General features: G+C 53.4%; 12 protein-coding genes and 2 pseudogenes. 8 read left to right on the forward strand and 6 right to left on the reverse strand.

Annotated features, from left to right (window positions below; genetic code table 11):
- Window positions 1–236 precede the first annotated feature (236 nt).
- Window positions 237–1,245: pseudogene (locus tag D0901_RS06980) on the reverse strand (IS30 family transposase).
- Between the two features lie 87 nt (window positions 1,246–1,332).
- On the opposite strand from D0901_RS06980, the gene D0901_RS06985 reads away from it, so the two are divergent.
- From D0901_RS06985 to D0901_RS07005, 5 genes and pseudogenes are all read left to right on the forward strand, one after another.
- Window positions 1,333–2,334: a hypothetical protein gene (locus D0901_RS06985; protein ID WP_129139585.1), complete on the forward strand. Its 1,002-nt coding sequence runs from the start codon at window positions 1,333–1,335 to the stop codon at window positions 2,332–2,334.
- 119 nt (window positions 2,335–2,453) lie between these two features.
- Window positions 2,454–2,846 (forward strand): hypothetical protein, encoded by a 393-nt coding sequence (locus D0901_RS06990; RefSeq protein ID WP_129139586.1) that lies wholly within the window; start codon window positions 2,454–2,456, stop codon window positions 2,844–2,846.
- A 125-nt stretch (window positions 2,847–2,971) separates the two neighbouring features.
- On the forward strand, window positions 2,972–3,784 hold the full coding sequence (locus tag D0901_RS06995; protein ID WP_129139587.1) for a GIY-YIG nuclease family protein: 813 nt from the start codon (window positions 2,972–2,974) through the stop codon (window positions 3,782–3,784).
- A 78-nt stretch (window positions 3,785–3,862) separates the two neighbouring features.
- A pseudogene (locus D0901_RS07000) lies at window positions 3,863–4,638 on the forward strand (nucleotidyltransferase domain-containing protein).
- Window positions 4,639–4,726: 88 nt separating this feature from the next.
- Complete coding sequence (locus D0901_RS07005) at window positions 4,727–5,209, forward strand: hypothetical protein (RefSeq protein ID WP_129139588.1); 483 nt, start codon at window positions 4,727–4,729, stop codon at window positions 5,207–5,209.
- 507 nt (window positions 5,210–5,716) lie between these two features.
- Here D0901_RS07005 and istB read toward each other — a convergent pair.
- Window positions 5,717–6,523, reverse strand: a complete 807-nt coding sequence (istB, locus tag D0901_RS07010) for an IS21-like element helper ATPase IstB (protein ID WP_129139589.1) — start codon at window positions 6,521–6,523, stop codon at window positions 5,717–5,719.
- Window positions 6,520–7,701 carry an IS21 family transposase gene (gene istA / locus D0901_RS07015; protein WP_129139590.1) on the reverse strand — a complete coding sequence of 394 codons (1,182 nt, stop codon included), beginning with the start codon at window positions 7,699–7,701 and terminating at the stop codon, window positions 6,520–6,522. The genes istB and istA overlap by 4 nt, the downstream gene beginning before the upstream one ends.
- Window positions 7,702–7,864: 163 nt before the next feature.
- Between istA and D0901_RS07020 the strand changes: the two genes are divergently transcribed.
- Entirely contained in the window at window positions 7,865–8,272 is a 408-nt protein-coding gene (locus tag D0901_RS07020) for a cold shock domain-containing protein (protein WP_129139591.1), read from the forward strand.
- Between the two features lie 405 nt (window positions 8,273–8,677).
- On the opposite strand, the gene D0901_RS07025 is transcribed toward D0901_RS07020, so the two are convergent.
- On the reverse strand, window positions 8,678–9,730 hold the full coding sequence (locus tag D0901_RS07025) for an IS481 family transposase (protein ID WP_129139592.1): 1,053 nt from the start codon (window positions 9,728–9,730) through the stop codon (window positions 8,678–8,680).
- Between the two features lie 631 nt (window positions 9,731–10,361).
- Here D0901_RS07025 and D0901_RS07035 point away from each other — a divergent pair.
- On the forward strand, window positions 10,362–10,826 hold the full coding sequence (locus tag D0901_RS07035; protein ID WP_129139594.1) for a putative molybdenum carrier protein: 465 nt from the start codon (window positions 10,362–10,364) through the stop codon (window positions 10,824–10,826).
- 193 nt (window positions 10,827–11,019) lie between these two features.
- Window positions 11,020–11,361 carry a hypothetical protein gene (locus D0901_RS07040; protein WP_129139595.1) on the forward strand — a complete coding sequence of 114 codons (342 nt, stop codon included), beginning with the start codon at window positions 11,020–11,022 and terminating at the stop codon, window positions 11,359–11,361.
- 51 nt (window positions 11,362–11,412) lie between these two features.
- On the opposite strand, the gene D0901_RS07045 is transcribed toward D0901_RS07040, so the two are convergent.
- Complete coding sequence (locus D0901_RS07045) at window positions 11,413–11,592, reverse strand: hypothetical protein (RefSeq protein ID WP_203234814.1); 180 nt, start codon at window positions 11,590–11,592, stop codon at window positions 11,413–11,415.
- Between the two features lie 145 nt (window positions 11,593–11,737).
- Window positions 11,738–12,478, reverse strand: coding sequence for a class II aldolase and adducin N-terminal domain-containing protein (locus D0901_RS07050; protein WP_129139596.1), 741 nt, complete (start codon window positions 12,476–12,478; stop codon window positions 11,738–11,740).
- Between the last annotated feature and the right edge of the window lie 32 nt (window positions 12,479–12,510).

Consider the following 12,510-nt stretch of genomic DNA (forward strand, 5'->3'; position numbering starts at 1 on the left):
GTGTCCGGAGTGCAGAGGAGAAAAGCCCGAAGCTGCTCCAAAGGCTCCCATGCATGGTGCAACATCAAAGATAGGCAGGTACTACTGGCGTGAGTTTTTTTTGAGACCACGAAAAGATTCTACGATTTACATCTAGAGATTGACCCGAACGACTCTAGCTTATCTGAGTTTAGTTTTCCGGATGAACGGAAGATTATAGAGAAGCAGGGCGGATGCAGCTTCTGAGTGCAACACCGTCAATGCATTGATGACGGAGCCTCATGGTACTGCGCCATCAGTTCGCTCATCATTTCAATGGGACATGTGAAGTCGAAGCGCTTCCGCGGGCGCATATTGAGTTCAAGCGCTATCTCATCCAGTTCTTGCTGGCTGTAGACCGATAGATCCGTTCCCTTGGGCAAGTACTGCCGTATGAGCCCATTGATATTTTCGTTGGCACCTCTCTGCCACGGGCTATGCGGGTCACAGAAATAGATGGCAACACCGGTATTCTGGGTAATCTGAGCGTGCTGCGCTATTTCGCGCCCCTGGTCATACGTCATGCTCTTCCGTGCAGCCAACGGCATGCGGTTCAGCGCAGCGCTAAAGCCTTCCACGGCAGAGGTAGCGGTCGCATCGTGCATCTTGGCCAGGATCAGGTAACCGCTTTTCAGCTCGACAAGGGTGCCGATAGCCGATGCATTGCCCTTGCCTTTGATCAGATCACCTTCCCAATGCCCTGGGAATTCACGTTTCTCTACCTCGGGAGGGCGGAGGTGGATGCTGACCATATCAGGAATCTTGTTGCGCCGGTCAACTTGCCCACGCCGCGGCTTGCGAGTCGCTTTTCCTTGCCGTAGGCAGTGGATCAACTCTTTTCGTAGCTCGCCGACGGGCAACGCATAGATGGCGTTGTAGATCGTTTCACGGCAGACGTAGGAGTCTCGGAGGTCAGGGATATTCATACGCTTGAGCTTGCCGCTGATCTGCTCGGGGGACAAGCGCTGACGCAGCATGTGCTGAATCAAGACGAAGCGTGGATTGCCAGGAAGCAGCTTGCGCCTTGGCCGGCAGACTGTCCGGCGATCTTGGCGACGCTGTTGCGCATGTGGCACACGATATCTGCCATCGATTGCGGCGTATCTCTCGGCTGATCGTCGACGGAGACCGCTCGAGCAGAGCCGCCACCTTCCTGATGCTCAAGCCCTGCGCGAGGCTGACCTGGATCGTCGCATGTTCTTCGATGCAGAGTTCAGAATATGACATGGGGTCAACACCTTACCGATTCAGTCAAGTGTTGCACTCAGAATTTGCGGCCAAGCCTTTTGGGCGATAAAAGGTTTTAAGTTATCGATGAAGAAGCTCTTCTCAACCCGCGAGATAGAAGGCATATATTCAGGTGCCAACTCTGCCGTTTGGCATTCTCATCACCACGCGCGTGTTAGCGCTAAGAAGCACACCCGCGAAGAAGATTTCGTTGCGACGTTGGTCACTGATGGTGTTCCTCTTCTGGCCCAACGGTGGGCCAGCCTGCTTGAGCCAAAAGGAATTTCGATTCGAGTATCTGGGGTGTTTTGTCACGGGCACCCTCAAGTGGCATTCGGCTCGCCGCGTCGCCGTGTCGAACTTGCCGACTTACTCATCGTTCATCAACATATTGGCCGTACGAAAGCGTTCGCTCGGGCAATTCTCTTACAAGCAAAAACGTCGACTAATGGCACCGCACATCTCAAGTCCAATGACCCACAGCTGGAGTTGTATTCAACTTGGCCAGCATTTGAATTCGTCACTGGAGGGCTTCTTTCAGGGTTGCGTAACTTTGGGAAGAATTCCTCAGGTTCACGTTACGTGCTCGTCTTGAACCTACCGCAATATCCTGAAGAAATAGACTGGCCGGATCAGTGTCCTTGGGCGACGAGCCAAACCACACGAAATCTGGAAGCGGATAAATCCTTAGCGAAGCTTCTAGGTAATATGTTGTTGTTTCGAGATGGAAGGACATTCTCACTTCATAGACCACGAAGCGATTGGTCAAAGACGATCAAGGAATTGCTACAGGTAACCGGCAGCAAAACTTACCGAAGATCAAACATTGGCCGCGGCGATACTCCGAGGGGGGCAGGCGATTCAACAGAGTCGGTTCTATACTATGCTGGCAGCCGCGCTTTCCCGATAGCCAGTAGATTTCAGTCCAGTAGCAGGATGCCGATCCTAGAGCAAGCCTTTGATGTTGCATTGAAAACGGATGAGGGTGATCAAAAGATTCCGCCAAATGGGCTTGATAGACCCGGCGAACAAGACCCGGGTGGAGTGTCCTCATTAATTATTGAAACCTTTGATCCGGAGCGAGAATAATGAGCTGCAAAGTCCAACCCGCGCCTAACAAGTGCAGGCACGGCGACGCCCACTACATTGCGCCTTCGGCTCCATCCGGCGGGCGCGCATGCGGCAAGCGTTAAAAATCAAGGGGTGTCATGGTCAGTAATATCGTCTCAATAATTAGCGCTATCATTGCCGCGATAAGTCTCGCGTTTACTTGGCTTCAGTGGCGAAAGATCAATCGCAAAATTGCGATGCTAGATGATGCTGGTGCTGCAATTGAAATACTCCCCGCCTGGTACACAGGGAGAATGATGATGGGCCAATGGTGGTTCGGTTTAAGAACGACCGACGGCAGCCTGATAGCATTTAGCACGATCCACGCTATATCCGATGATGGGAAATGGATGGATGTGGAGCTGTTAACCGAAGACGAAGTGCCGGATAAAAGTCAGTTGAACATAATTTGTGCTGTAGCTGATGATCGCCGCAGGGCTTCTGTCCAAATAGACAAAATTGTTGCGGCGTATGATCTTGTCACCAGCTAGCCAGCAGATTTTTAACAAGTCGCTTTAGTACGCGGCCGATGGCCGCCGGACGCCCTTTCCATTGCGGCTTCGCCTCCATTACAAGGTCGCCGCTAAGCTCAGCGTTATGCAACCGGAGGAGACTAGTGGTTGACATAGAACTGTCCGATCTTATTGACGGCCCCGAATTGGACAACTGCAAGATACATCTAGCAAGTTGGAATGGTCGGAATCATCCGCTAGATGTGTTTGTCAGTGATAGAGAGCGGTGGAAAGGATGGAACGAGTATCGTGGCCATAGGGACGATTTCAACAAGAAATTCATATTCTCTCTGATTCAATTCTATCCTGAGGCAGATACTTGGCTTTTTGGCGGTCTCTTCCGGGTTGTTGCGCGTTACGCCGACCGGTATGAAGTCGTGCTGGACAGGAAGTACGACAATTTTGTTGGGCGTTTGAAAATTCGTTTTAAGCGAAGTGGGCGGGCCAAAGCGGTTACACCGAACCGCTATTTTCAAGAAATGACTGTCTCGGAGCTGCTGAAGGAACCATATGCAGGAGAGGAGTTTCCCGGGTATGAGGATATTTGTCTGTCATTTGAGAAGCTTGAAACAGTAGTTACACAGGATAGAAAGGACTGGCGGTCAGCGCTATCCAGCGTGAAAGGCGTATACTTGATTGCGGATAAGAGCAACGGAAAGAAGTACGTGGGTTCCGCCTATGGGATAACAGGGATATGGTCGCGTTGGTCGTGCTACATAGGGAACGGACATGGCCATAATGATGAGCTTACGGCCATTATAAAAAAACATGGGAAAGCGTACGCACGGAAGAACTTTGTGTTCACGCTTTTGGAGTTCCGCCCGATGAAAGCAGATGATCAGTCAGTGATTGATCGAGAGTGCTTCTGGAAGAAAGCGCTGCTTACACGAAGCGACCACGGGTACAACAAGAATTAGCACTTGGCCGCAAATTCTGAGTGCAACTCCTTACCGATTCAGTCAGGTGTTGCACTCAGAGTTTGCGGCCAAGTATTTATGATCAAAAAAGTTGTTAAAGATGAGATCCTTTCCAGGATCGAGAAGGCTGAAAAAGAACATGGGGTGCGAGTACTCTTTGCCGTTGAATCAGGTAGCCGAGCTTGGGGTTCGAGTCATCTAATAGTGACTACGATGTTCGCTTTATATATGCCCATCCCAAGGACTGGTATGTGGCTGTTGATCTGGAAGACAAGAGAGATGTTATTGAATATCCGATTGTCGACGAAATCGACATCAATGGGTGGGACATCAGAAAAGCTCTGAAGCTCTTTTCTAAGTCAAATCCTGCATTTGTGGAATGGCTTCAGTCACCCATTGTCTATATCGAGAGGGGCAGTTTTGCCCAGGAAGCGCGGGATCTTCTTCCAAAGGTGTACTCCATTGAAAAAGGAATATATCACTACCGCAGCATGGCGAAGACGAATTACAGAGGATATCTCCGTGAGGAGCTGGTTCCCATTAAGAAGTATTTCTATGTGTTGAGGCCGCTGCTTTCAATTATGTGGCTGGAAAGATATCGGCAGCCAGCGCCTATTGAATTTGAAAAACTTCGGGAAATGGTCATAGATAGAGCTGATCTAGATGCCCAGACTTCAGAATTGCTCGAAAGAAAAAAGAGGAGTTTGGAAAAGGAGCTGGCGCCGCCGATCACCGAGTTTAACCATTTCATTGAGTCTGAGCTTCAGCGGTTGGAATCTTTTGCAGAGAGCCCCGATAAAGGCGGGAAAATCATGAACGATCTAAACTCTTTGTTCCACGAGAACTTGAGTTAACAAGGGGCTCAAGCCGACCGGTACTCTGCTGCGCTCTGTACCGGCGGCTTAGTCCAAGCGTTATTCGCTATAGTGATTTCTGAGCTAAATGGATACGTCTGAGCTTTTCGAGCTTTTGGGAAAGAATATTGACTCCCAAGAAGTACATTCATTCCTGGAAAAGCATCCGTCTTTTAAGGTTGGCGACCCGGACTATGGGCGCCAATACGTCGAATCAAAGAGCGATGGTGTAGATCTTTTATTTGAACCAGATGATGGTCCGCAGGGTGGGAAGACCAAACATCTCAGAAATTGCCAAACCATTTTCCTGTATGCACAAGGCAAGGATGAGCATGAGAGGTTTCCAGGTGAGGTTCCGTTGGGCCTCAGGTTTTCGGACTCGCGAGAAGACCTTATCGATAAAGCTGATCCAGAAAGGACATGGAAGATTGGGCAGGGTGAAGTTGATGTTACGTTTCCTAATCCGGATCATGACCGTTGGGATTTGGGGAATAAACTAATATCGGCTCACTACAGCAAGAAAACGGGTTCGATTATGTATTTCATAGTTGCCCGAAAAGAGCATAACTAAGCCATGCGCCGGTTGCCAAATCCTCTGCTCCCCTCTGGTTTTTCCACTGGTGATGGCGGCGTTAACAAGCGAGAAGGTCATGTACTCTGGATTTATGGTGTGTGAGGCTCTAGAAGAATGTCATCTTTGCTTTTACGTAAGGCGCTATAGAGAGGGAGTTTTCCAAGACATATATCACGAGCACATCCCACGGTCACAAATGTCTGCGGACTCAGCGAAGGCTGCATTGCAAGCACTTGTCGTAAAGCATTCTGGCTGGAGCGATGAGCATATTCTTCATGCGTATATGAACAAGCGGGCGAGGAACCCATCAAGGAACAATGGACTTAATCTGCGAGTGGGGTATCCAGCAGAAGGCGTGCTTCGTATTAGTTGCTGCAATTCAAATATTGAGGCCTGGGTGGACGAGCGTGTTGTCAAGTAGTAGCAGTATACTTCATACAGTCACCGGTGTCAACGCCATTGAAGTCTGTCCGGATTTCATCACTTCAGATTGTCCGGTTTTTATCAGTGCTCTTTCATCGGAACAGGTTCAGGGTCGTGTGAGGGCTCGTCCTCCTTCGTGGCAGGTGTGGTCACCAAGCCAGCTCGTCGTTTGTCCTTCAGTCGATAGCTTTCGCCTTTGATGTTCAGGGTGGTCGAGTGATGCAGCAGTCGATCCAGTATCGCCGTGGCAATGACCTGGTCACCAAAGATCTCGCCCCAGTCCATGAACGACTTGTTCGAGGTGAGGATCGTACTGGCCCGCTCGTAGCGCCGGTTGATTAAGCGGAAGAACAGGCTGGCCTCCTCGCGCGTCATGGGGAGGTACCCCATCTCGTCGAGCACCAGTACCTTGGGGTAGGTCAACTGCTGGAGTTGCCGATCCAGGCGATTCTCTTGCCGTGAGCGCATCAGCGTGCCGACCAGCCGATCCAGGGTCATGAACAGTACGCGGTGGCCGGCTTCGGCGGCCTTGACGGCCAAGGCGACAGCGAGGTGGGTTTTTCCCACGCCAGGTGGCCCGAGCAGCACCACGTTTTCGCCCCGTTCGACGAAGCCCAGGCCGGCCAGCTCGCGCACGATCTTGTGATCGATGCTGGGCTGGAAGCTGAAGTCGAACTGCTCCAGGGTCTTGATCCAGGGTAGGCGGGCCTGCTTCAGGCGYGACTCCAGTCCCTTCTGGTGGCGCCCGCCCCATTCCTGTAGCAAGGCCTGTTCCAGGAACTCGCGGTAGTTCAGGTCCTGCTTGCTGGCGTGCTCGCAGAGGCTGTCGAGCGAGGCCTGCAGGTGCTCCATCTTCAGGCGATTGAGTAGCTGTTCCAGAGCCATCACAGTACCTCCTCGTAGGCCCGCAGGTCACGCTGCTGCACTGACAGGGTCTGCTGCCACAGGGCGGCATGGTGCTCCGGGACGGTACGCCACCCGGCCTGTGGCGCTTGCAGGCGATGTTGGGCGATGGCATCACCGGCCGGCGAGTAAACGGTCAGCTCATCGTCCAGACTCAGCCGGATCACCACCGCTTGGCCACAGTAACTCTCGGGGACGCTGTAGCGGTTACCCCGAACCTCGATGTAGCCGTCCCAGCCGACCTGGCGCAGATCGTGGTAGCGGGTGTCGAAGTCCATTGCCGGCAGCGCCTGGAGAGCCTCGACCTCGGCAGTAAAGCGCTCGACCGGGGTCTGGCGGAACTGACGCAGCGGTCGCTGATCGGCCACCCGATCCAGCCACAGCAGGAGCAGCTGGTTCAGGTGGGCGTAGCTCTCGAACTGCCGGTAGCGCTGGAAGAAGTGCTGCTTTACATAGCCCACCATGCGTTCGGTCTTGCCCTTGGTGCGCGGGCGCTGTGGACGGCACGCCTTGGGTGCGAAGCCGTAGTGGTTGGCCAGTTGCAGGAAGCCGGCATTGAAGATCACCCGGTGGTCCCTGGCGTGCTTCAGCACCGCCGCCTTCTGGTTGTCGACCAGCACCGTGCGCGGCACGCCGCCGAAGTGGCGGAAGGCCTGCACCAGTGCCTCATAGGTGTGCTCGGCATCCTGGCTGGACGCCGCCCAGGCATGGAAGCGCCGTGAGTAGCCCAGCGTGTTGACCGCAAAATAGACCTTGCAGCGCTGGCCGGCGACGACCGTCTCGATTTCACCCCAGTCKTGCTGAAGCTGGAAGCCGGGCTGGGTCTCGAAGCGTACGGTCCGCTTGCTGGGCCGTAACGCCCGCTTGGGCTGGATGTACATCCGTACGATCGTGACGCCGCCGCTGTAACCCTGCTCGCGAATCAACTGGAAGATCACTTCGGCGTTCCAGACGTTGTCGGCCAGCAACTGATCAATGATCGGCTTGTAGGGATCGAGCTTGCTCGCTCGCGGCCTGGCCGGTCGCCCGGAAGGTGCCTCCTCGCGGGCCAGATGGCGGCGCACGGTCCGTTCGCAACAGCCGATCTGATGCGCAATGTCCACGAGGTGGGCGCCTCGCTGGTGAAGTTGCCTTATCATGAGAAAGTCCTCTCGGCTCAGCATGGCGCGGCCCTTACCGGTTTGGTCACCAGCAAGGAAAGGCCATGCGGGTCGGGGGGACAATCTGTGTTGATGATTTACGGACTTATAGCTCCGGCGTCGACACCGGACTCGATACCGCTTGCCGCTGTGCAGGGCGTGTGTGCAATAAAAGTGAGGAAGTACCGTGCAAGGCACAGTAAAATGGTTTAGCTCTGAAAAAGGTTATGGCTTCATTACGTCTGAATGCGGAAAAGATTATTACTTCAATGTTCAAGGTGTAAGTGGAGCAGTTTTGCCATCAAATGGAGACTCGGTTCAATTTGAATCAAGGTCAGGCAGTAAAGGCCCAAGAGCGATAAACGTTACGATTACCGAAAAAGCCCCTGAGAGAAATAGCCGCCCTTCCGATGACAGGATTAACTGTCCAAAATGTGCTAAAAAAATTGTACCTAGAATCATTACTTATCGAGGTAGTCCGAAAAAGTCTGTTTGTCCGTACTGTGCTGCAACCGTCAAGGATTTTAGCTCCAACATCATTGGTTACATAATTATGGTAGTCATTGTTATCGCAGTGCTGATGAACGTGATGTGATCATAAATTGGATAGATGCGCGTTCAAATTTACGTCTTGTTTAACGCATGGGTTATGCCCTCTGTATGCGCTTAACTCCGTTTTCGGTTTTTCGCAGGTTGACACGGTGATGGTTGTAAGTATGTTTCGATGTTGCCGATGCAATGTAATCTCTCAGACGGTGGAGCATTCAGTGCTTCGCCTGATGGTAGCGCGAAGGAAGCGGCATGAGAGAGTGGGAGAGGACGCAAGTCTGTCCGAGGACCGTATAGCGGCAAAGAAGGTGGAGAATTTGTTAGTAATATATGGCTGGTTCGGAGTGTAGCCATGGTAAATCAATGGACTGACCGTGCAGTACAATAAACTTTAACCAGCGTGTACAGTGATGGTATTCGCCTGACACATGCCCCCGTGGGCTCCCTATAGTTAAGCAGTGTTTTCTGCCGTTTTCCTGGGCTCCTTCTTCGTCGCCTTAGGGAGTCCCTTCTTGAAGACGGCATAGGGCGTCGCCCCCTTCATGTTGCGGCCCTGATGCGGCCGTTGCGTGTTGTAGATGACCAGATAATCGTCCAGGTCCTGCTGCATCTCTTCCAGGGCCTCGTACCACTTGGTGCGCCCCTGGATGCGGAAGTGCTCGTCCAGAAGGGTACGGTGCAGCCGCTCGACGAAGCCGTTGCTCTGCGGTCGCCGAACCTTGGTGGTGCGATGCTCGATCTCTTCGAGCTGAAGGAACAGCTCATACGGATGCTGATCCTTCCGGCCGCAGAACTCTCGGCCGTTGTCGCTGAGCACCGTGCTGACTTTGGCGTTGTGGGCCTCGAAGAAAGGCAGCACGTCGTTGTTGAGCACATGTACTGCCGTGATGGGCAGTTTGCTGGTGTAGAGGCGCCCCCAGGCGTAGCGGCTGAAGCAGTCGATCACGGACTGCAGGTAGACCTTGCCGACCCCCTTGAGCGTGCCGACGAAGAAGGTGTCGACGGCCACCAGTTCACCGGTGTGGTGGACCTCGATATGGCGTTCGCGGAACTCAGGGCTGAAGCCTTCCAAGTGGCGAACCTGATCTTCGGTCAGCTCGATCTTCTGCTCGCGTGTGGCCTTCTCGAGCCGCAGCAGGCGCTCATGACGGGTCAGCAAGTCATGGCGTTCCCAGACGCCTCGGACTCCCGTAGAGCTGACCTGAATACCACGTAGCGCCAGTTCTTGAGCGACGCGAACCGGACCGTGGGTGGGGAAGGCCAGGCTGTGCTCGAGAATGGCCGTTTCGATCTCTTCGCTGACGCGGTTGGGGTGTGGTCCCCGCGGCCCGGGAAGCTTGTCGACAAGCCCCTCGGAGCCGAACGTCTGATAGTTGCGACGGATCTCATAGAACTGCTGCCGGGAGTAGCCCATGACCTTGCAGGCCTTGCTGACGTTCTGCAGATCCTTGGCCAGTTCTAGGAGACTGAGCTTGCGTCGTGCTACCTTTTCTTCGGTGGTCATAGTCGTTTCCTCATGGTGTTACAGCCGAGCGTCAGACACTCGTTCTATAACCCACGGGGAGCACTATGGCCACTTTGCTTTTCAGCGGCCGACTGTCAGGTAAATACCGTCACACCTCAACCAGCGTGCAGTTTAAATTTCTATCAGAGCGTACTGTCTAGTACCTGTCAAAACTCTATGAGAATCGAACCATTTTTCAATCTTGATGATGTTTCCCTGAGTGTGAACCAGGATGAGTTGATCCAGCTGCTTGGCGCTCCAGTGAGCAACAGCGTAAACCGGTCGGGCTTGTATGAATTTGATTACGGTCGGCGAATTTTTCGGTTTGCGAAAAGTGGTTTCTTGAGTGAGGTAACCATCGAGGCTGAGTTGGTAGAGTTTGGCAAAATTAGCGTTCCGTTTACTGTGTTGGTTGATTTTATAAACTCCAACGATCCTGGGGCTTTTGAAAAGTATGGATTCATAGTGAGCCCGGCTTACGGAGTAGCGTTCGATCCAGAGTACCACCCCTGGGTTACAGTTCTAACCAGAAGAGGGCTGGACGCATGGAAAAAGCTTTAACAAGCTACGTAGGTCGGTCGTCCCTGACGGGCCGCCGCTTCGCTGTGCATTATTTTGGTAGGGATATGTCGTGCTTTCAAAGGTCATAAGTGGTGGACAAACTGGCGCTGACCGGGCGGCGCTCGATGCGGGCCTTGAATGGGGCTTTCCAATCGGCGGGAGTTGTCCTGTCGGGCGGATGGCTGAAGATGGGCCAATCAATGATGCCTATGGTTTGACCGAAATCGGCGGTGGATATCGCCAGCGGACGAAGCAAAATGTCATCGATTCAGACGGCACGGCCATTTTTTACGAGTCTTATCTTCAAGGGGGAACGGAGGCAACCGTTCTTTTTTGTATTAAGCAAGGAAAACCGTATAAGCTCATTGATATTGAACTGATTAAACCGGTGCGGGCAGCAGAACTCCTTGGTGAGTTCGCCCGTGAATTCAACGTCAGTGTATTGAATGTCGCAGGTCCCAGATCAAGCAGTTGCTCTGCAATATACAGTTATGTGAGACGGGCAGTGGGCCTTGTGATACAGCAATCAATATAACCAGGCCAGGTGCGGTGATGGCTTTTTCGTTAAGGCTGCGCCTTTGCTACAAAGCCGTGCATGCTGCAAGCGTTAGCGCTATAGGTGAGTGTTGACGAGATTGGCTATTACCTGGTGTCCGCCAGTCGAACTTGTCGACGAGCAGCTTTACTTGCACTAAAATCGAACGTGCTGCGACATTGGGTTATAAGATATGGATAAAGAGCTGGCGAATCGAATCGCTGAATTCGAGCCGCAGGATGGTAATTGGTTACCTCTTGAAGAGTTGCTTCAGCGAGCCCTTTTAGCCGCTGATATGCAGGTCTACTATCCAGCAATTTTTAGGCTCTTTGAGCGTTATCCAGATGAGGATGGTGCAGGTGTTTTTTGGACCGCATTGCATGGCATGGAAGATGCAGGTGGCTATGAAAAAGATCTGCTGGAGTCTTTCCAGAGGTCTCCGTCAGAGATGACCGAGACAATATTGTTACGTCTGCGAAATTCGGGTAGTGAATATGTGTCAGATGTTCTTGTTGATGACTTGATCGGAGGTTAAGTGTACAGTGATGGTATTCGCCTGACACATGCCCCCGTGGGCTCCTTATAGTTAAGCAGTGTTTTCTGCCGTTTTCCTGGGCTCCTTCTTCGTTCCCTTGGGGAGTCCTTTCTTGAAGACGGCATAGGGTGTCGCCCCCTTCATGTTGCGGCCTTGATGCGGCCGTTTCATGTTGTAGGTGACCAGATAGTCGTCCAGGTCTGGCGCTATCTTTACCAGCGTCTCAACCACACGGCGCCTTCCTTCGGGAGGCGCCGTGTGTCGTTTTGGGCCGCCTGTTCGGGCGGCACGACGAGCAAAAGCCGTGTCACCTCGATGCGTTGGGAAGGGGAGTTACCCCTTGAAAGAAGTCGATTGCAAATGGCGATCGATCTTCTCAGTCCGCAAAGGTGGGGTCTTCGGCATGGAGAATCGCCTTCATTTCTTCGAAATGGGCGATCGAAAAGTCCCGAATAGACTCCCAGTCGCGCGCCGTCGCTTCGGCGACTTCATCGGGCAGCACGTTCAGCGGCTGGCCGGTCGCGTAGGCTTGCACCAGCGTGCGGCAGGCGCGCTCGAGGGTGTACATGTCGTCGAATGCTTCGCCGACGGTCTCGGCCGCGACCATGACGCCGTGATTGCCCATCATCAGGCGGGTCTTGTCGCCCAGCAGTCCGGCGAGGCGTTCGCCTTCGGCTTCGCTGTTGGCCATGCCGCTGAAGCCATCGTCGATCGCGACGCGGTTGAAGTATCGCCCGGTGTTCTGGTCGATCGGCAGCACCCGGGGGTCTTTCAGCGTGGCGATGGTGGTGGCATAAGGGGGATGAAGGTGCAGCACGACGCGGGCCTGCGGCATCAATCGATGCATCTGGCCGTGGATCGACCAGGCCGTGGGATCGACGACCTTGTTCAGATCCGGCGCTTCGCCGTCGAGATCGAACAGCACCAGGTCGCTTGCCCGAATGGTGGAGAAATGCTTCCACTTCGGGTTCATCAGAAAGCGCCGACCGTCGGCGGAAACCGCTGCGCTGAAGTGGTTGGCCACCGCTTCATGCAAACCCTGCTTGGCGACGATACGGAACAGGGCGGCCATGTCCACGCGCAACTGCCATTCGTCGGGGTGTGTCGATTCGGTCATGATAGGTCTTCCTGTTGGTGATTGTAATGTGA

This window comes from Modicisalibacter coralii, from assembly GCF_004117855.1.
Taxonomy (GTDB): Bacteria; Pseudomonadota; Gammaproteobacteria; order Pseudomonadales; family Halomonadaceae; genus Modicisalibacter; species Modicisalibacter coralii.